A 19,378-nucleotide genomic window follows, 5' to 3' on the forward strand; every position below is an offset into this window, starting at 1 on the left:
TTTAAGTCCGGCACACGAGATGCAGGCACTCACTACCAAAAAACACACAAGATGCCACGTTCAGTTAACGCAGTAGCGTCGAGAAGACGCAGGAAAAGGATCATGAACCTCGCCAAAGGTTATTGGGGTTCACGTAGCAAGGTATACACCATTGCAAAAAACACAGTTGAAAAAGGTTTACAGTACGCTTACCGCGACCGTAAAACCAAAAAGAGAGAGTTCAGAGCTTTATGGATCCAACGTATCAACGCTGGTGCCCGTCAGCACGGAATTTCTTACTCTCAGTTAATGGGTAAATTAGCCGCTAAAGAAATTGGCTTAAACCGTAAGGTATTAGCTGATTTAGCGATGAACAACCCAGACGCTTTCAAAGCAGTTGTTGATGCAGTAAAATAATATCGCATTATAAATGCATGAAAAAGGCCGCAATTGCGGCCTTTTTTGTTTTAATAGCTTGAAAATTTAAATTGCTTGTTATTTTTACTGTATGATATTAAACCCGGAAGGGCAGCCTACCTTATCCAGCCTATTGCGCAACAACTATTATTACTCCTTAAATGGATTTCGGGGCATTTCAATTATCCTGGTTGTATTTTACCATCTTCAGTTATCCGATAATTATTTTTATACCAAAATATTCAACGGCGGGTTGGGAGTAAATATTTTCTTTGTAATAAGTGGCTTTTTAATTACAAGTCTATGTTTAAAAGAAAAAGAAGTAACAGGAGACTTATCGTTAAAGAAATTTTATATCAGGCGATTTTTGAGAATATTTCCTTTAGCCTATTTATATATCGGAGTGGTGTTTTTATTAAACCATTTCTACAGTTTAAACATTTCGTGGATTCAATTTGCAGGGTCAGCATTGTATCTAATGGATTTCAGTTATTTCCGGAGCCATGATTTCACTTACTACTTCAGTCATTATTGGTCTTTATCGGTTGAAGAACAATTTTATCTCCTTTTTCCTTTTATTTTAAAGATCAACAGAACTGCATTTTATTATATCATTATCACCATTGTATTCACATTGCCGCTATTGTGTACAGTGCAGCAGTTTGTTCCCGTTTTGAATCGTGGCATTATTTACGGTTTTACTCACTATTTTATAAAGTTTCAATCAATTGGTGTCGGCTGTTTTTTTGCGTTGATGGCGTCCGAAGAAACTTTGAAGGTAATTTGGCTCAAACAAACAAAGGTAGCCGGCAATATTTTGGCTATAATATTGATGTTTGGATTACACTTTGACGAATTTTATACCTTAAAATCACTGTACGTAAACCTGGCGATTTCGGTAATTATCGGCTATTTAATTTTAAGCAATATCATACCCGCAAATGATTGGATTTTTAAAGTATTAAACAATAAATTACTGTCATTTATTGGTGTTCTATCATATGGCATATACATATGGCAACAGTTATTTACCGGCCAGGATAGCAAAATGCCATTAAGCATATTTCCTTACAATGTATTGGGTTTGATTACTGTCCCTTTATTATCATATTACTTTTATGAACGGAGTTTTCTAAAACTTAAATCAAAATTCAGACGGAAATGATAGCTATTGTTGTAAGATATAAAGGCACCCTGGGATAAAAGTGTTAATTTTATTATTTAACGACAATTACTTCGACAAACTCATCCGGATCGTTATTAATATCCATATACTGTTTAAAATTCTGGATATCCTTATCAACCATATTTTTAAAAACAGGGTTTAATATTTTGGCGATGCCTGCACCAACACCACCTGCAGGCGGCTGGTAGCTAATCACTACATCAACGATGGTACCTTTCCCGTCAACGGTATCCTGAAAACGTACTTTACCCGCGTTGTTGATCATTGAATCAGACAGCGAACTCCAACCGATCACTTCATTAGGTTCGTCATGAACAATTTCAGCATGCCAGCTGATAGTGGCTACATTTTTGGGGAGTTTCAACACCCAATGCGAATATTTGGAGTCGATAACTTCTACACTTTCCAGATGTTTCATAAACAGAGGCAGGTTATCCAGCTTGCGCCAAAATTGATAAACCTTTTCCCTTGGTTTATTTACTACAAATGACGAACGGATATTTACGTTTATCGGGTTGGTTGATAGTTTACCGATGCGCTTATAAAGTTCGCAATGCCCGGTGATCCCACGGTTTAACAGATAACCGCCTGCACCTATCTTTACAATACTTGAAAGCGGATTTTTGAATATGTTTTTAAAGCCTGAAAAGCCGAGTTTCACACCTCCGGCAATGGACGTAAAACGCTCGGGCCAGTTCAGGTTTATGCGGTCATCGCCATAAAGCACGGGGAAGTTGTCGGTATATTTTACTATTGTAGTTGCCATAGGTTTTTAAATAGTTATCGTTTTTAAAACACCTTTAGGGCTACTAAGTTTTTCAGAAGTGAATTTTATTACTTTTTGCTATAAGTAAATTTAAATTTAGTTAAATGGGGAAAGTGCTTTTTAGGGCGTTTAAGTTCATATTGATATATCACCCGACTGAGGTTTTTCAGGAAAGGCAGGCATACCGTTGCGTACTCATATTTATTATCGTTGAGTATGCCATCTTCATTTGACTGTACAACGGCACTGAGCATAAACTCAACCTTATTTTTAAAATCTACTATATAGGCATTATCAATATCATAACCATAACTGTCGCCAATTTTATTAAAGACCCTGATATCTGGGTTAATAACTGCTGTACTATCCCCGCCATAAAACAAAAATTTGCAGTAAGCCGGAAAATACTCAGGCCGGCGATAGGTAGGTTTAGTGTTTTCGGTAGGGAAAGTGCTCATATAACGGTAAATGAAGCGATAGTCTTCCGCCGTTAAATTAAAGCGTTGCGCTTTAGGAAAAATTTCCGGAAATAATAACCGTTTAAGAACCATTTGCTGATCGGCAAGAGCATAAACATTCTTTTCAGAAAAATCGAGCGGCCTGTTAACCAGCCTGTCGCTGCTATCTAAATAAGCTTTGCCCTGCAGCATGTTTTCCAGGTGCATGGGATAGTTTGACGTATCATATAATGCCGGTTTGTGATAAACCAGCGTATCGCCGTTGTAAAAATTGACAGCGTTGGTGTGCCGCGTACTTTCTCCCGCATCGCCAATAGCCAATCTGCCCACAATACGGGTGTTATTAAGGTGATATTTTTTTAGTTTTCGATTGATCTCCGCCCGCCCAACAAATTCATAAAGCCGGTTGTACGCATCGTTATCGCTCACCAGTAAAATCTTTTTAATGTAGTTCTCAATGGATGGGAGACCCGTTGCCGATGATGTATCCACCTGGACTTTGGTTTGGCCGGCAAATGAGCTATCAGTGATCATTACCGACTTTTTGTTTAAGTCTTTTACTTTCAGCTCGTTCAACTTCTCAAGGGCGAATATGGCTGTGGGGAGTTTTACCGTGCTTGCCGGATAAAAATAATGATGCGCGTTAAGGCGATAACTATACGAGGTGAAGTGAGGGATGTTGTTTTTATCCCTGTCTATCCGGGTATATAGTATTTGTACCTCGTTTTGCGTGGGATGGTTCAGGATACCCGAAAATAATTCGGGATGTTCATACAGCATACTCTTCAGAAAAATGGTATCCGGTTGCTGGGCAAAGCTGCCAGATGCGCTCATGATCAGCAGTAAAATACAGAGATATTTCATCATGATAAATATAGCTATGTAATTTGAGGTTAACGGATACTTATTGTACTTTTGCAGCGCTTTAGGTTTCATTATTTGTTTAATGAATTAAAAGGGAATACGGTGTAAGTCCGTAACTGTCCCGCAGCTGTAAGCTCCGTAACCGTTGCCAAATCTATATAGCCACTTTCTGTAAACAGGAGGGAAGGCCAGGCAAAAAGGGGAGTAAGTCAGAAGACCTGCCAAAGCGTTATATGTTATTCATAGCTTTCGGGGATTGAAGCTTGAATGTGAATGCTCTTCGTTTGGCGTGTTTTCATTTTATTCATTTCCGTGTATGCTATTAAGGCTGCATTATTATTTTACACATATCAATCATACATGGAAAAAAAGTACGCTAAAATTACTTTGGGATTCGGTTTGTTAGCTGTTGGTTTATCTACCTCAGCAGCATATGCACAGGATACCACACGCACACTCAATACGGTAGTAGTAACTGCAAGCCGGTCGCCTAAAAAACTGTCAGACATCGGCCGCGTTGTTACCATCATTTCTGCCGATGAGATCAATAAATCTCAGGGTAAATCATTACCTCAATTATTAAATACGGTTGCCGGTATAACTTTTTCAGGTGCAAACAATGCCCCCGGTATCAGCACATCGGTTTTCTTGCGCGGAGCTTCATCTGGCAATACCCTTATCCTGGTCGATGGTTTTCCGGTAAACAATGCTTCGGGCATTGATGGTAGCTATGATCTTAACGCTTTTTCGCTGGATCTGATAGATCATATCGAGATCTTGAAAGGAAGCGGTTCAACGCTTTATGGTTCTGATGCTGTAGCAGGCGTTATTAATATCATTACTAAAAAAGCTAAACAGCAAGGATTAACCGGTGGATTGCAGCTAACAGGTGGCAGCTATAATACGTTTAAAGAATCGGCTTCATTAATTGGAAGGGTAAAGAACACAGGTATAGCTGTTAATCTTTCAAATATCGATTCAAAAGGTTTTGCCGCGGCCACAGATACTACCGGCAAAGGTGTATTTAAGAAAGATGGTTTTCACCAACGTTCGGCCAGTGTGAACCTGAGCCAAAATGTTTCATCTAAATTTATCCTGAACGGAAACCTGCAGGTAAGCCACAATACCGGTGATCTTCCTTACGGTGCTTTTATAAACGACAATGATTACACTTATAAAAACACATTCTTATTTGGCGGTGTAGGTGCAAAATTGATTTTGCCAAAAGGTAACCTGAACTTAAACCTTTCTCAAAATACTGTTCAAAATGATTTCAATAACCTGCCATCTGACAATTACGGAACCCACCAGGTTACAAAAAATACAGGTCGTATAACCAATGTCGAAGCTGTATTTAATTATGAATTGAATAAGTATTTTGATATTACCAGCGGTGCGGCCTTTAAATACAGCAACACAAGCCAGTACAGTCTGTATGAAACAACATCTTATCCGGGTGTTCCGAGCATTATTAAAGCTGGTGATGCTGCTAATAACATATTCAGCGCTTATACGTCGTTATTTTTCAAATACGATATCTTTCACATGGAGTTAGGCGGCAGGTACAATAACCATAGTAAATATGGCGACAAGTTTACCTACACCATCAACCCATCATTATTCCTTGCCGATCAGTTTAAGATCTTTGGTACCATAGCTTCGGCCTTCAAATCACCTTCGCTATATCAGTTGTTTTCAGAATATGGTAATGCTAAATTAAACCCTGAAATCACGACATCATATGAAGCAGGTTTTGATTGGGATATTGTTAAGAATGCCCTTTCATTTAATACCCAGTTTTTCAAGCGTAATACCAAAGATGTTATCTATTTTAAAAACCTGCCTGGCCCCCCTTATAGTCAATATGCAAACGGGCAACAACAAAAAGATAAGGGCTTTGAAAGCGAGTTAAAATATCACGAGAATAAAATTCATGCATCTGCATATTACGCTTATGTAACAGGTAAACTAACCGACGAAGCCGGTACACAAACCGGCAACCTTTACCGCAGGCCTAAGAGTACTTTGGGTGCCAACATCAGCTATGATATCTTAAGTGATTTTGAGGTAGGTGTTAACTACAAATATACAGGTGACCGTACTGATTTGACTTTTACAAACACCGGATCAGAAGTGATTACACTGAAGCACTATAACCTGGTTGATCTGCACCTGGAATACAAGGCAACAAAAAATCTAAATGTTTTTGGTGACCTGAACAACGTTTTGGATACTAAGTACGTGGACTGGTTAGGATACAACACACGTGGTATTAACTTTATGCTTGGCGCCAGGTATCAATTTAAATAGTGTTTGTTTATTGTACGGATTATTAAGTAATTTTACGCCATATATAAAATCATGACCGCAAAAGATAATACCAATCGCAACCTGTTCCTGATCTTGATGATCCTGGTTGCTGCCGCATTCAGGCTTTTAGCATTTAAGTATAAAGAATTGAGTAATTTCAATCCGGTGGGTGCTATTGCATTATTTGGAGGCGCTTATTTTACGTCAAAGTGGAAAGGTTATGCAACAGTGTTGCTTACGCTGTTTTCAACCGATATCATAATCAATTACCTGTATACTTCAAAGTTAACGTTATGGTATGGCGGAGCCGTATGGGTTTACCTATGTTTTGCATTAATGGTACTTGTTGGTAATTTGCTTGAAAAGGTAAATGTTCTTAATGTGCTTTTAGGCTCAATCGCAGCAGTTTTAATTCACTGGTTAATTACAGATCTGCCCTGGTTATATGGTACACTTTATCCGCATACCTTAGCTGGCTATGGTGAATCATTGATTAAAGCTATTCCGTTTGAGAAAAACATGGCATTGGGTACATTAGTATTTAGTGCAATACTTTTCGGCGGCTTTGAGTTAGCTAAGAATAAGTACACTTTTCTTCGTGACAAAAAGCAATTGGCATTATGATATAAAAGCATTTAAATTTAAAGCGGATTGTTGAAAGGCAATCCGCTTTTTTTTGGCCTGACCAATTATCATCTATATCAAAATGAAAAACTTAGTAGTATTAACAGGCGCAGGTATCAGCGCCGAAAGTGGTTTAAAAACCTTTAGGGACAGTGATGGCCTTTGGGAGGGATATAATATTGAAGATGTAGCCACCCCCGAAGCCTGGGAGCATAATCCGGTTATGGTACAGCAATTTTATAACGAACGCCGTAAAACAGTATTGGAAGCCAAGCCCAATGCAGCACACTACGCCCTTGCTGCCCTCGAAGAAAAATATAATGTAACCATCATCACCCAAAATATCGATGACCTGCATGAAAGGGCGGGTTCAACTAATGTGGTGCACCTGCACGGCATTATCACCCGTTCGCAATCAAGCATAAAGCCCGAGCTTACTTATCCAATTGAAGGTTGGGAAATTAAAATGGGCGACCTTTGCGAATTAGGTTCGCAATTACGCGCACATGTAGTGTGGTTTGGTGAGCCTGTACCGATGATAGAGCATGCTGCGATGATCTGTGCAGGAGCTGATGTGTTCATGCTCATAGGTTCTTCGCTTGCTGTTTACCCGGCCGCAGGGCTTATCGGTTATGTTGACCGCGAGGTGCCAAAGTATATTATCGATCCTAATATTCCTTCGGTAAATGTTAAAGGGCCAGTAATTAAGATTCAGGAAAAAGCTACCATAGGCGTACCTGCATTGGTGAATGAATTATTGAAAGATTAAATCACTAATTCGCTAACTCAATAAATCCTCTCATTAAATATGAAATGTATTTTCAATTGGAGCGGCGGAAAAGACAGCGCCCTCGCCTTATATTATTGCCTGCAAAATCCGGATCTGGAAATCGTTTATCTTGTAACTACGATCAATGACGCGGCTGACAGAATTTCGATGCACGGTGTAAGAACAGAGTTGCTGATTAAACAGGCCGAAGCTATTGGTATTCCTTTATACCAGATCCGCCTGCCCGAAATGCCGGGAATGCAGCAATATGACGATGTAATGCGCCATCATTTAACCCGATTTAAAAATGAAGGTGTAACCCATTCCATTTTTGGCGATATATTTTTGCAGGACCTGAAAGATTATCGCGACACACGATTAAATGAGATCGGGCTCAAAGGTATTTACCCGCTGTGGCAAAGGGATACATCCGAATTAATAGATGAATTTTTGAACCTCGGTTTCGGCACTGTAATAGCATGTACCCAGCAACGTTTGGAACGCATTGTTGGTAAAGAGATCAGTCGGGAGTTAATTGATGCGTTGCCTGACGATATTGACGTTTGCGGCGAAAACGGGGAGTTCCACACCTTCACTTTTAAAGGGCCGATATTTAAAAACCCAATTGAATACAAAACAGGTGTGAAGATCTTTAAGGAATATGCAGCACCGAAAAATGCCGATGATTCCTGCACTTCAGCTACTGACACCAAGCCTTCCGGCTTTTGGTATTGCGACCTTTTATTAGCTTGATCTTTCATTTATTCTGCCAAAATTAACACAGAATAAAATTCTGATTAAATATATAACTATTTTTATATCAATATATTAACATATACTTGTTTAATTTTTTATTTAGATACAAGGTAAAATGAAGACAAACAGCGCTTAAAATGTAACTTTTTGCCAAATTAAATTCTGCCTGCAGTTGCGATTGATTATAAGTTATTGTTTATCAACGTAAATGGATGTTTTACTTCAATAGTTATATCTAAAATAAGCGTCTTTGTAATCATTACGCATGTCGATAAACCGGGCGGCTATTTTTTTTAAAAACTCTTCATCAAGTAATTCAAAAACACTGTTAACCCCGTCGGTTAAGTCCATTTCCGGGATCTTGTAACTTTGCTCAAGAGAGCCCTGCTCTACCTTAACAATAAACTTATTGTTCATATTCAGGATAGAGATTTTAAAATCGGGATGGGGGAGTTCTGCAATAATTCTCATGTCTTTTTTATTTATTCAATAAACCGTTCAGGGGATCTTTTCCGTTAACGGTACCAAAGCTGGCAATCGGCTTAAACCGCGCAAAAAGCTCTTCGCTATACCAGCCTTCGCTTCTTGTCTTTTTAATCACTTCGGCATGTTCGGGGCTTTTATAGGCAAAAGCTTTCACGTGCTCCAGGCTTTCCCAAACAGAAAATGTGGCTTGCCTGTATACCGGCGCTTCGCCAATGCCAAACGAGCTGATATAACCGGGAGCGGATCGCATCATATCTGCAACGGTATCACCATTGGCCCAGAAATTCTTAAGCTTGTTAAACCGGATAGTAGCGCGGGTAAGCACAGTGACAGGGCCATTGATATCGTTCGCTTCGGGCTTGCCGAATGGCTCTTTTCCATCCCAACTCCCGTGGCTTTGCAGGGGTCGGCAAATTATTGTCCAGCTTTCGGTGCTTAACAGCTTCCACCAGGAGGATACGAATGACCGGTTATAGAACCCATCGAAATCTTCCCGGCTATCCCAGCAAGCTAATAAGCCCCATTGCTGCCAGTCTGGTTCAAGATCAAAAGTTCCGTTTTTGCCAGAGCCAAGAAGTTTGTAAAAGCTGCATCCTTTTTGCATCAACAGGGGAAGGCGATGAACAGCCATTGCCAGCAGGGCAAATGGAACAAACAGCTTGCGGTAGCGGATTATGGTAAGGCTAACGATCATGTAAATGCTAAATAAAAGATTAAATATGATATTTGCCTTATTTACTTTCAACGCAGCATAGTTACTTTTACATCATGGCAGAAGATCTAACAATAAATACATCGACCGATAAAGCAGAGCAATACGCAACACTTGTCCCTCAAATAGAAGCATTACTTTATGGTGAGCCTGACCTCGTTGCTAATATGGCAAACGTAGCGGCAGCCTTAAAGGAACAGTTTAAATGGTTTTGGGTGGGCTTTTATCTGGTTAAAGAAAACGAATTGGTTTTAGGGCCGTTCCAGGGACCGGTTGCATGTACCCGCATTGGCCTGGGGAAAGGTGTTTGCGGAGCCGCATGGCAGCAGGCTAAAACTTTGATTGTGCCGGATGTTGATGCATTTCCCGGGCATATTGCGTGTAGCTCACTTTCCCGCTCGGAAATTGTGGTGCCGGTATTTAAAGACGATAAGGTAGTTGCCGTACTTGATGTAGATAGCGAGCTACTCGATCAGTTTAATGAGACCGACGCGCAATATCTTGAACAAATAGTAAAGCTTATTAATTTTTAATGAGCAGGATCTATCTTATTGCCGGTCTCGGTGCTGATACGCGTGTATACAACAATATTAACCTCAGTGATGAACATGAGGTAATTACGGTAGACTGGATAGAACCGAATTCAAAAGACACTTTAGTTAGTTATGCTCAAAAGCTTATTTATCAATACAATATAAAATCAAACTCAGTACTGATCGGCAACTCCTTAGGCGGGATTGTCGCTGTTGAAATGGCGAAGCTCATCCCTGTCGAAAAGGTTATTTTGATTTCCAGTATTAAGACCAGTGATGAGGCGCCATGGTATTTTAGCCTTTTTCGCGCTTTGCCTGTTTACAAGCTCATTCCGGGTAAAATATTTAATTTGATGGGTTTTATGATCAAACCTTTGTTTGGTCACATGAGTCAGGAGGATGCCTGGTTATTTAGCGATATGCTCAAAAGATCATCGCCGGTATTTATGAAATGGGCCATGTATGCCATTTTGCACTGGAAGAACGAAGCTATCCCGCCAAACCTCTATCACATCACTGGTGATATGGATTTGGTGTTTGATTACAAAAGAATAAAAAACGCCGCCATTGTTAAAGGAGGTACACATATCATGATCTTTGACAAGTCAAAAGAGATTAACAAATTATTGAAGGGAATCCTGAAAAAATGAAAATACCTGAAAGTTATTACCTGGGTAACGATGTTGTAAGTATCAGTAAAGACCTGTTAGGCAAGTATTTATTTACCTGTATTGACGGTGTAACTACAGGTGGCTATATAGTTGAAACAGAAGCTTATAATGGTGTTGTAGACAAAGCTTCTCACGCTTTTGGTAACCGCCTTACGCCCCGCACTAAAACCATGTTTATGCAGGGAGGTATTGCTTATATCTACCTGTGCTACGGCATTCATGAAATGTTTAACATCGTTACTTCCGTTGAAGGGCACCCGCAGGCTATACTCATCCGGGCTATCCAACCCACCGATGGCATTGAGGCGATGCAGGCCCGTCGCAATATGCCGATTCTTAAACCAACCATCACTGCCGGTCCGGGTTCGGTAGCTAAGGCTTTGGGGATTTCGCGCGATATCAATGCGTTTAGCTTGCAGGGCGATACGATCTGGCTTGAAGATCGCGGCCTTCATTTCCCAGATGATCAAATAAAAGCCGGCCCGAGGATAGGAGTGGCTTATGCGGCAGAAGATGCATTGCTGCCTTATCGTTTCTATGTAAAAGGCAATGTTTACGTAAGTAAGCCCAATAAATAAGTTCTCAATTTTGTAATATTGGCAAATGAACTATCAAAATGATCTGGCGTTTGCCCGGCAACTGGATGACCAGGATCCGTTAAAAAATTTCCGGAGCCGTTTTTTAATTCCTCAGCATAACGGCGAAGATGCAATTTACCTTTGCGGCAACTCGCTTGGCTTGCAACCGGTTTCCGCGCAACAATATTTAGCCGATCAATTAAACACCTGGAAAAACCTTGCTGTTGAAGGTTGGTTTCAGGGAGATGATCCCTGGCTTGATTATCACAAATCCATTACCGGCTCAATTGCTGGCATTGTAGGCGCCCAGGAAAATGAAGTTACCATAATGAACTCACTTACAGTAAATCTTCATTTATTGATGGTAAGTTTTTATAAACCAGATAATAAGCGTTTTAAAATTCTCATGGAGGGAGGGGCTTTCCCTTCTGATCAATATGCAATGGAAAGCCAGGTGAGATTCCACGGTCTCGATCCTAAGGATACAATAATTGAGATTTTCCCGCGAGAGGGGGAGGTCACATTACGTACCGAAGATATCATTCAAACCATTGATCAAAACAAAAATGAACTTGCCTTAGTGCTGTTCGGCGGAATCAATTATTATACCGGACAGTTTTTTGATCTGAAAACAATTACGGATGCGGCTCATGCAGCAGGCGCTTATGCAGGCTTTGATCTGGCTCATGCTGCGGGGAACGTCCCCTTGCAGTTGCACAATTGGGGAGCCGATTTCGCTTGCTGGTGTTCGTACAAATACATGAACTCCGGACCGGGCGGTATAAGCGGCATTTTTGTGCATGAAAAACATTTTACCGATAAGGAACTGAACAGGTTTGCCGGCTGGTGGGGATACCGTCGCGACAAGCAATTCCTGATGGCCCCTGGTTTCGATCCTGAGATTGGCGCGGCCGGCTGGCAGGTAAGCACCAGTCCAATTCCGCTCCTCGCTTTATTTAAAGCTTCTATGGCTATTTTTAATGATGCGGGCGGGTTAGATACTCTTCGTCAAAAAAGCATTCATTTAACGGGATATTTGGAGTTTTTGATTCAAGGCATCAATGAACAGCAGGGCGAAGAGATTTATCGGATAATTACTCCAGCTGATGCGGCTGCCCGCGGCTGCCAGCTTTCAGTAGTTTGCAAGCTAAATGCCAGGGTTATTTTCAACTATCTCGCACAAAATGGTGTTATAGGCGATTGGCGCGAACCGGATGTGATCCGCCTGAGCCCTGTACCGCTTTACAATACATTTGAGGATGTTTACAAAGCAGCCAGATTGATGGCTGATGCACTAAAAGTTGTTTAAATTTTCAGAGATATATGGTTTACTACAATCCCAAAGAGTGGTTTTCATTCATTTTTAAAATAAATAAAGCCGAAACGCTGCGCGAGTTATTTCCACTTATGCTTGCCGTAGGTGCATATGCAGGTGTTGTTACCTATTTCCTGATTGATTTTTGGCAGCTACCCGATACAAGCATACTTAAGAAGGTAATCTTTATTCATCAAACAATAGGTTTCGTATTCTCCTTATTGCTTGCATTTCGTATCAACTCTGCTTATGACCGCTGGTGGGAAGGGCGTAAGATTTGGGGAAGCCTGGTTAACAATAGCCGCAACCTTGCCATCAAATTAAAACATCTGATTGGCGAAAATGAACTGGCTTTTTTTAATTACGCTATTCCGCGTTATGCAAGAGCCTTGAGAGATCATTTACGGGATGAATATGTTCCGGAGGAGCAGTCGTTCATCAGTGTCGATGCACAAAAACATGTACCCAACCAGGTAGCTTCTGAAATGATTAAAAACATTTACAGGTTAAATAAAGAAGGTGCTATCAACCCGGAGCAATTGTTTAGTATAACAGCTGAAATTACTTCTTTTACAGATATTTGCGGAGCATGTGAACGAATTAAGAAAACGTCTATTCCGTTTTCATACAATGTTTTTATCAAGAAATTTATCTTTACGTACATCATGACCCTGCCGTTTACCTGGGCCTTTGATCTCAAATATTTTATCATCCCGATAATCTGCTTTGTACTTTTTGTTTTTGCGAGTATTGAGTTATTAGCCGAAGAAATCGAGGACCCATTTGGTCGCGATGCTAATGATCTGCCGCTGGATAGCATTTGCGAAAATATCCAGAAACACGTAGGGGAGTTGATAGGATAAGAGAAATGCTTAAAATAGCTTACGATCCGATATATGCCCATCCGCTGCCCGAAGGCCATCGCTTTCCGATGCTCAAATATGAGCTGATCCCGGCGCAGCTATTGCATGAAGGTGTAATTAGTAAAGACAACCTGTTTTCACCAGGACTTCTTGCTGAAGATATTATCACTTTAACGCATGATGAAAATTATTGGCATCAGCTTCGTGATTTAACCTTGTCGCCAAAAGAACAAAGACGTACGGGTTTTCCCTTGTCGGCAAGGTTGGTGGAGCGTGAGGTTAAGATAGCCCGGGGTACAATTGATGGCTGCCATTATGCTTTTGAAAATGATATTGCTTTCAATGTAGCCGGCGGAACCCACCATGCGGGCAGTAACTGGGGAGAAGGTTTTTGCTTTTTAAACGACCAGGCTATCGCGGCTAATTATTTATTAAATAGTGAATCAGCCAAATCTATTTTAATAATTGATTTAGATGTGCACCAGGGCAATGGCACTGCCGAGATCTTCAAAAATGAATCAAGGGTATTCACGTTTTCGATGCATGGAGCTAATAATTTCCCTTACAGAAAAGAACGTTCGGATTTAGACATTCCTTTACAGGATGGTGTGGGCGACGATGAGTTTCTCGATATCCTCGAAACAACATTGCCGCGACTGATCGACCAGCATAAGCCGGATTTTATCTTTTACCTATCGGGTGTGGATGTTTTAGCTACCGATAAGTTGGGTAAGCTTGCCTTAAGTAAAGAGGCCTGCAAAGCCCGCGATCAGTTTGTTTTTGAACAGTGCATTAAACACAATATCCCGGTACAGGTAAGCATGGGAGGTGGTTATTCGCCCCAAATTAAAGATATTGTCGATGCACATTGTAATACCTTCAAAGTGGCTGTAGACCTTTATTTTTAATCTTTTGCAATTACAGGTATCGCCGGTTTAACCTTATGGCTCTTACTAAGCAGGTTGAAGCGCGCGAACAAAAGTACCGATGCTGTTCCCAAGCCAAGTACAAGGCCATACCAAACTCCGTAAACCCCAAGGTTAAATTTAATACCAAGCAGGTAGCCAATGGGCAAACCAATCACCCAGTAAGCCAAAAAGGTAATAACTGTTGGAATATTCACATCGCCCATGCCTCTCAGCACGCCCAGCCCAACAACCTGCGTTCCATCAAACAACTGAAAAAAAGCTGCAATGATAAGCAGCTGTGATGCAATAACTATCACTTCTTTATCTGAAGTAATTATCCAGGGTAAAAAGTTCCTTGCCAGGGCGAATACAATGGCTGTAAAACTCATGAACAGCAATACGATATGGTAATTGGAGATGGCCGCCAACCTTAAATTACGATGATCACTTATGCCAAAATAATTCCCTGATTTAATAGCAGCAGCCGCGCCGATACCACTTGCCATCATGTATGTCATCGAAGCCATAGTAATAGTTACCTGGTGTGCAGCCTGTGCCACCACGCCGATGGTGCCCACTAATAACGCTGCCCCGCCAAAGGCGCTGATCTCAAAAGTATATTGCATAGCCACAGGCGCCCCGATCTTCATGATCTGAATGCCCCGCAGTCTGTCGATATTTCTGATAGCGAAATCAGTTAAATAAGCTTTGAAATTCTTCGACCGGAAAACATAAATACCCATAACGGTAGCCATTACACATCTATCAATAAGTGTGCTGTAACCAACACCTTTGATGCCCATGGGCTGAATACCGAACAAGCCTTTAACAAAAGTTATCCCCAATAAAATATTAATGAGGTTGCCCCATATAGATATCATCATTGCTTGTTTGGTAAAGCCAAGACCTTCGGCAAACTGCTTAAACGTATTAAAAATGAGTAGCGGGATCAGAGACAGGCTCAGCAGGAATAAATATGGCTTAGCTTCTTTTACAACCTCGGGCGATTGATCAAGGTGACCAATAAGTAACATGGTACCAAAGTAAATTCCACAAAATAAAATAATCCCGCTTAGGATATTAAGAAATAAGCTATTAGACAATAACAGTCCGCACTCTTTATAATTTTTACGGCCGTTATTTTGAGCGACAAGCGGTGTTAAACCATACGAGATGCCCATGCCTATAACCAGCGGCACCATAAAAAGGCTATTTACTGTTGATACCGCAGCCAATGAAACAGTGCCTGCAAAATGCCCAACGATAATGGTATCAGACATCTGGACAGCCGTGTGACCAACGTTTGATATGATTACCGGGATAGCGAGTTTAAGGCTTTCAAGATAATAAGGTTTGTATTTTTGGTAAACGGCTCTCATAATTACTCAGGCAACAGGAGCGCAAAAGTAACCATTTGGGCACACACAACAGTCAGCAGGCTGTATAATATTCTTCCTTTTCGGTTGTATTGATCTTGATCAGGCCCGATAGTATCAGGTCTACCAATACATTTTGCGCACGTCTGCGCCCAACTTTAAGCAGCTCGCTGCATTCTTTTATGGTAATGCGGCCAGCCTTTTCTAAATGGCCAAGTAAAGTACTCTCGTTTTCAGAATACTCAATTAAAACACCCTGGTCATTTGACGAACGTTTTAAGACCTCAAGTACAATTTTGCTGGCCAATACACTTTTATCTTTTACACGTACATACGCCCACCATTTACCATCTTCGGCAAGGGCATAGTGAGGTTTTAGTTCACTTGCCGGTGTATCAACAACCAACACCAGCTTATCGTCAAAGTAAACCTCTTCAAAAGTTGGCTCAAGGGCCGGGCGCGAAAATAAGTGTGCCGCCTTTGTTATCATGTACTTTTCCTCGTCTTCAGATTTTACCCCTTTTATTGTGCCATCATCAGCTACGCCAATAAGTAGTTTGCCGCCTTTATTGTTGGCGAATGATACCATTGTCCGGGCTATTTTTTCGCAACTGGTTATCGTTTTTTTAAAGTCGACGGTTACGCCTTCTCCTTCAAAAATCAGCTTCTTTACATTTGTTTTATGCATAGCCTTTTATAATTATCAGGGCTTAATGTATGGTGTGAAAATTTCCATCCAGGTTTCAGGGCGTGAAATGGGTGAAAAGCCAAACTGGCTATATAAGTTGTGCGCGTCCTTTGTAGCTAACGACCACCTTCTTAAACCTTTCAGATCGGGATGCTTGACAATGGTTTGTACCAGCCATTTGGAAAGGCCTATGCCCCGATAACCGGGTAAAATAAATACGTCGCAGATATAGGCAAACGTAGCATTATCAGAAACAACGCGCGCAAAACCCACCTGCTCATTCTTGAGATAGATGCCAAAACACATGGAGTTTTCAATTGCCCTGGCTAATTTTTGACGCGGGATCCCTTTTGCCCAGTATGATTCATTATTTAGGTAATCATAAATACCATCAACATTAAGCAGATTTTTATCAGTTGAGATCATGAAGCCTTTTTTTTCAAAAGCCTCGTCATTCATAATTACAGTCATCAGTATAAGTTATATAGTAGTATCAATAAAGTTTAAGTTTCGTACGTAAACCTCAATTATGACGGATACGCATATTTCGCCATCTTTATTGTAAATGTCAATAGGGAAGGAGCGAATAAATTTTCCTCCTGTATTTAAAACACACTCAGCTTCGGCTATATCGCTATCAGTCAATTCAATATTAAAAAATAAATTTGTTGCTGCCGGTTTTGCGTATTTTACAGTTGCTGATTTTGACCACACCATTAATTTATAGCCTTTATGGCTAAATATTTGATAAAACAGAATAGGGTAAAAGGGATCTGCAGCCGAAAAAAGCGTGCCGCCAAAAATTGAGTTATTATAGTTTTTGTTAAGAAAACTCTTCCTGATCTTTACCTTAACACCACGGTAGCCTTTACTGAATTTAACTACCCAGATGCGCTGGAAAAGGAGAGGAGGGTAGAAGCGCATTACCCACTTTAATAATCCTTCGGATACTACCATAGCGCTTAAAGATGAGAAAAAAATTAAACACTGAGTCGCAAATGTTAATCAAACAAGGCTATGTTTAAAAATAAAAAGATAACAAAATCCAGAATAACGGGTAAACAATACGGTTAAAGGTTGGTTTATAGTATGGTTCACATAAATTGATCATTTAATTAAAAGCAAATAACTATGAAAAAGCAATTTTTAAGTTTCGCACTTGTCGCGGCGATGATAGGCGCTATCGCGACCAGCTGCAGTTCGGAAAAAAAAGCAGGCGATGGCTCTGACAGTACAAAAATGGATTCAACAAGCCAGAGTGCGCCGGCGCCGGCAGCCACTGACACAACTAAAACCGACACTACTAAAAAAGACACTACCAAGAAAATGTAATTTGGTAACGCATAAAAAATCCCGGCCGGGTATTTCACCAGACCGGGATTTTTTATGCGTTCGTTTTCCTCTTTTTAAATTTTAGAATGCGGTTTTTATAACACCGCCATCAGCGCGCAATGTTGCTCCATTAGTTGCTGCCGATAGCGGACTGGCAACATAAGTAACCATACTGGCAATTTCATCTGTAGTAATAAAGCGCTTTATTAAGGAGGTACCGCGCATATTGGTAAAAAACTCTTTTTCTACTTCTGCATTACTTAAGCCCTGATCTTTCGCCAGCGCCTCTATAAAGTCGCCAACACCTTCAGATAAGGTTGGACCGGGTAAAACAGTATTTACAGTAACACCGGTGCTTTTAGTAAGTTCGGCCAGGCCACGTGCAACTGCAATTTGAGCTGTTTTGGTTGTCCCGTAATGGATCATTTCTTCAGGGATCTGATATGCAGATTCGCTGGAAATAAAAATGATACGGCCCCAATTTTTGCTGATCATTTTATTAAAATAAGCCCTCGATAACCGCACCCCGCTCAACACATTAACCTCAAAAAACTTCAGCCAGTCGGCATCTGTAATTTCAGCAAATGGCTTAGGTTCAAAAATACCAACATTGTTTACCAGGATATCAATTTCAGGCAATTGGGTTATGAGTGCTTCAACTTGCGCAATATTTGAAAAATCGGCGGCGATGCCCTTAATTTTATTATTGCCGGTTTCTGCAGTTATTTTTTTTACAGCTTCATCAACTTTGGTTTGGTTACGACCATTTACGTATACCGCAGTACCCTCGCTGGCTAATGCTTTCGCAATAGCGTAACCAATGCCGGCCGTTGATCCGGTTACAAGCGCTGTTTTATCATTAAGTTTAAGATCCATAATTTTAATTTTTGCTTTAATAACACAAGTGTAGCACTGTTGTTAGCTTAAGGCAGATTTTAAAATCAAAGATTAAATAGCATTGACAATAGATGCCAAATTTGAATTAACCCTGGCCGGGCTGGTACATTCTTTTTTCAACAGGCTGATAATATTCGTTTAAGTTTTCCGGCACCCGGGATTTATAACCCAATACTTGCCTCAGGTCATCACTTAATCCTTCGCCAAATTCATATCCCAAAAATCTGGGATAATCAAGCTGTTGTTTAAAAAAGGGCTTAGTAAAAGCCATGGTTAATGTCCTCCTTGTTGCATCAGTGTAATTTTTACCGGCCGCATGCCATAAATTGGAGTCAAACAAGATAATGCTGCCTCTTTTTGTATTGGCGCGATCAGCATTCTTGTAAAAAAAATCGCTCTCCGGTTTTTCATCGCTTTTATGCGAGCCTGACAAAAAATAAGTTGATCCGTTTTCAAGAGTAAAATCATCTAATATTATCATCATTTGAATCATTACTTTAAAGTCGCCGGTAAAACTTCTTATATCCCGATGGATGTTTTGAACATATGGTTTTTCATCTTTTAAATTAATGACCGCACCCAACGAATTTATAATGTAATTTCCTTTTAAAAAATGCATTATCTGATCTGCACAATATTTTCGTTCAAGAAACTTCAGTGAAAATCTTTCCCGTTCAACAAGGTGGTGTAATGTTCCGTTCATGTTATCACCTATACCATTTGCAATTTGAATTTTACGCCTGAGATTGTATGCAGGTATCAATGAATCTGTTATTTCGACAATGAATTCATCGTCCAGGGCATTTTCGTATATAATCCATCCATATTCATCCATTACCCGGTCAAATACGGCAAGGTCAGCATCGGAATAGTTAAACTTATTTTTCATT

General features: G+C 40.4%; 23 protein-coding genes and 1 riboswitch. Of the genes, 13 read left to right on the forward strand and 10 right to left on the reverse strand.

Going from position 1 to position 19,378, the window contains the following annotated elements:
- The first annotated feature begins 51 nt into the window (after positions 1-51).
- Both rplT and ABIC84_RS18980 read left to right on the forward strand, forming a co-directional pair.
- Positions 52-396, forward strand: coding sequence for a 50S ribosomal protein L20 (gene rplT, locus ABIC84_RS18975; protein WP_022829871.1), 345 nt, complete (start codon positions 52-54; stop codon positions 394-396).
- Positions 397-487: 91 nt separating this feature from the next.
- A complete protein-coding gene (locus ABIC84_RS18980) occupies positions 488-1,561 on the forward strand; it encodes an acyltransferase family protein (RefSeq protein ID WP_429264550.1) in 1,074 nt (357 codons plus the stop codon).
- Positions 1,562-1,613: 52 nt separating this feature from the next.
- On the opposite strand, the gene ABIC84_RS18985 is transcribed toward ABIC84_RS18980, so the two are convergent.
- Positions 1,614-2,348: an SRPBCC family protein gene (locus ABIC84_RS18985; protein WP_426587711.1), complete on the reverse strand. Its 735-nt coding sequence runs from the start codon at positions 2,346-2,348 to the stop codon at positions 1,614-1,616.
- A gap of 68 nt (positions 2,349-2,416) precedes the next feature.
- Positions 2,417-3,742: a serine hydrolase gene (locus tag ABIC84_RS18990; RefSeq protein ID WP_429264551.1), complete on the reverse strand. Its 1,326-nt coding sequence runs from the start codon at positions 3,740-3,742 to the stop codon at positions 2,417-2,419.
- Positions 3,716-3,910, forward strand: a riboswitch (cobalamin riboswitch). Its footprint overlaps the gene before it by 27 nt.
- A 120-nt stretch (positions 3,911-4,030) precedes the next feature.
- On the opposite strand from ABIC84_RS18990, the gene ABIC84_RS18995 reads away from it, so the two are divergent.
- The 4 genes from ABIC84_RS18995 (at position 4,031) to ABIC84_RS19010 (ending at position 8,126) form a co-directional block, all read left to right on the forward strand.
- Positions 4,031-5,980, forward strand: a complete 1,950-nt coding sequence (locus ABIC84_RS18995) for a TonB-dependent receptor domain-containing protein (protein ID WP_429264552.1) — start codon at positions 4,031-4,033, stop codon at positions 5,978-5,980.
- Positions 5,981-6,031: 51 nt separating this feature from the next.
- A complete protein-coding gene (locus tag ABIC84_RS19000) occupies positions 6,032-6,604 on the forward strand; it encodes a DUF6580 family putative transport protein (RefSeq protein ID WP_429264553.1) in 573 nt (190 codons plus the stop codon).
- Between the two features lie 82 nt (positions 6,605-6,686).
- The gene (locus ABIC84_RS19005; RefSeq protein ID WP_426587719.1) at positions 6,687-7,373 is read left to right on the forward strand and encodes an SIR2 family NAD-dependent protein deacylase; all 687 of its coding nucleotides are present in this window, start codon (positions 6,687-6,689) and stop codon (positions 7,371-7,373) included.
- A gap of 39 nt (positions 7,374-7,412) precedes the next feature.
- On the forward strand, positions 7,413-8,126 hold the full coding sequence (locus tag ABIC84_RS19010; protein WP_429264554.1) for a diphthine--ammonia ligase: 714 nt from the start codon (positions 7,413-7,415) through the stop codon (positions 8,124-8,126).
- A gap of 225 nt (positions 8,127-8,351) precedes the next feature.
- On the opposite strand, the gene ABIC84_RS19015 is transcribed toward ABIC84_RS19010, so the two are convergent.
- Together ABIC84_RS19015 and ABIC84_RS19020 are read right to left on the reverse strand one after the other, a co-directional pair.
- Positions 8,352-8,600 (reverse strand): hypothetical protein, encoded by a 249-nt coding sequence (locus ABIC84_RS19015; RefSeq protein ID WP_090525603.1) that lies wholly within the window; start codon positions 8,598-8,600, stop codon positions 8,352-8,354.
- A 7-nt stretch (positions 8,601-8,607) separates the two neighbouring features.
- Entirely contained in the window at positions 8,608-9,309 is a 702-nt protein-coding gene (locus tag ABIC84_RS19020; protein WP_429264555.1) for a DUF3291 domain-containing protein, read from the reverse strand.
- 74 nt (positions 9,310-9,383) lie between these two features.
- Between ABIC84_RS19020 and ABIC84_RS19025 the strand changes: the two genes are divergently transcribed.
- From ABIC84_RS19025 to ABIC84_RS19050, 6 genes are read left to right on the forward strand one after another with little or no spacing between them, the layout of a single operon-like run.
- Positions 9,384-9,860, forward strand: coding sequence for a GAF domain-containing protein (locus ABIC84_RS19025; RefSeq protein ID WP_429264556.1), 477 nt, complete (start codon positions 9,384-9,386; stop codon positions 9,858-9,860).
- Positions 9,860-10,510 (forward strand): alpha/beta hydrolase, encoded by a 651-nt coding sequence (locus ABIC84_RS19030; RefSeq protein ID WP_429264557.1) that lies wholly within the window; start codon positions 9,860-9,862, stop codon positions 10,508-10,510. The genes ABIC84_RS19025 and ABIC84_RS19030 overlap by 1 nt, the downstream gene beginning before the upstream one ends.
- Positions 10,507-11,109 carry a DNA-3-methyladenine glycosylase gene (locus tag ABIC84_RS19035; protein ID WP_429264558.1) on the forward strand — a complete coding sequence of 201 codons (603 nt, stop codon included), beginning with the start codon at positions 10,507-10,509 and terminating at the stop codon, positions 11,107-11,109. Before ABIC84_RS19030 ends, ABIC84_RS19035 begins: the two co-directional genes overlap by 4 nt.
- A gap of 25 nt (positions 11,110-11,134) precedes the next feature.
- Complete coding sequence (gene kynU, locus ABIC84_RS19040; RefSeq protein WP_429264559.1) at positions 11,135-12,418, forward strand: kynureninase; 1,284 nt, start codon at positions 11,135-11,137, stop codon at positions 12,416-12,418.
- A 14-nt stretch (positions 12,419-12,432) separates the two neighbouring features.
- Positions 12,433-13,287, forward strand: coding sequence for a bestrophin family protein (locus ABIC84_RS19045; protein ID WP_429264560.1), 855 nt, complete (start codon positions 12,433-12,435; stop codon positions 13,285-13,287).
- Between the two features lie 5 nt (positions 13,288-13,292).
- The gene (locus ABIC84_RS19050; RefSeq protein ID WP_429264561.1) at positions 13,293-14,195 is read left to right on the forward strand and encodes a histone deacetylase family protein; all 903 of its coding nucleotides are present in this window, start codon (positions 13,293-13,295) and stop codon (positions 14,193-14,195) included.
- Here the strand turns inward: ABIC84_RS19050 and ABIC84_RS19055 are convergent.
- From ABIC84_RS19055 to ABIC84_RS19070, 4 genes are read right to left on the reverse strand one after another with little or no spacing between them, the layout of a single operon-like run.
- Complete coding sequence (locus ABIC84_RS19055) at positions 14,192-15,574, reverse strand: MATE family efflux transporter (protein WP_429264562.1); 1,383 nt, start codon at positions 15,572-15,574, stop codon at positions 14,192-14,194. The two genes, ABIC84_RS19050 and ABIC84_RS19055, sit on opposite strands and share 4 nt — an antisense overlap.
- A 52-nt stretch (positions 15,575-15,626) precedes the next feature.
- Complete coding sequence (locus tag ABIC84_RS19060) at positions 15,627-16,259, reverse strand: AlbA family DNA-binding domain-containing protein (protein WP_426587739.1); 633 nt, start codon at positions 16,257-16,259, stop codon at positions 15,627-15,629.
- A gap of 15 nt (positions 16,260-16,274) precedes the next feature.
- Positions 16,275-16,730 (reverse strand): GNAT family N-acetyltransferase, encoded by a 456-nt coding sequence (locus tag ABIC84_RS19065; RefSeq protein ID WP_354482810.1) that lies wholly within the window; start codon positions 16,728-16,730, stop codon positions 16,275-16,277.
- A 9-nt stretch (positions 16,731-16,739) separates the two neighbouring features.
- Positions 16,740-17,216, reverse strand: coding sequence for a DUF4442 domain-containing protein (locus ABIC84_RS19070; RefSeq protein WP_429264563.1), 477 nt, complete (start codon positions 17,214-17,216; stop codon positions 16,740-16,742).
- A 174-nt stretch (positions 17,217-17,390) separates the two neighbouring features.
- On the opposite strand from ABIC84_RS19070, the gene ABIC84_RS19075 reads away from it, so the two are divergent.
- Positions 17,391-17,591 (forward strand): hypothetical protein, encoded by a 201-nt coding sequence (locus ABIC84_RS19075; protein ID WP_426587745.1) that lies wholly within the window; start codon positions 17,391-17,393, stop codon positions 17,589-17,591.
- An 81-nt stretch (positions 17,592-17,672) separates the two neighbouring features.
- On the opposite strand, the gene ABIC84_RS19080 is transcribed toward ABIC84_RS19075, so the two are convergent.
- Both ABIC84_RS19080 and ABIC84_RS19085 read right to left on the reverse strand, forming a co-directional pair.
- Positions 17,673-18,467: an SDR family NAD(P)-dependent oxidoreductase gene (locus tag ABIC84_RS19080; RefSeq protein WP_429264564.1), complete on the reverse strand. Its 795-nt coding sequence runs from the start codon at positions 18,465-18,467 to the stop codon at positions 17,673-17,675.
- 106 nt (positions 18,468-18,573) lie between these two features.
- Positions 18,574-19,377 (reverse strand): phytanoyl-CoA dioxygenase family protein, encoded by an 804-nt coding sequence (locus tag ABIC84_RS19085; protein WP_426587749.1) that lies wholly within the window; start codon positions 19,375-19,377, stop codon positions 18,574-18,576.
- Position 19,378 lies beyond the last annotated feature (1 nt).

Source organism: Mucilaginibacter sp. 3215, assembly GCF_050433785.1.
In the GTDB taxonomy this organism is placed as follows: Bacteria; Bacteroidota; Bacteroidia; order Sphingobacteriales; family Sphingobacteriaceae; genus Mucilaginibacter.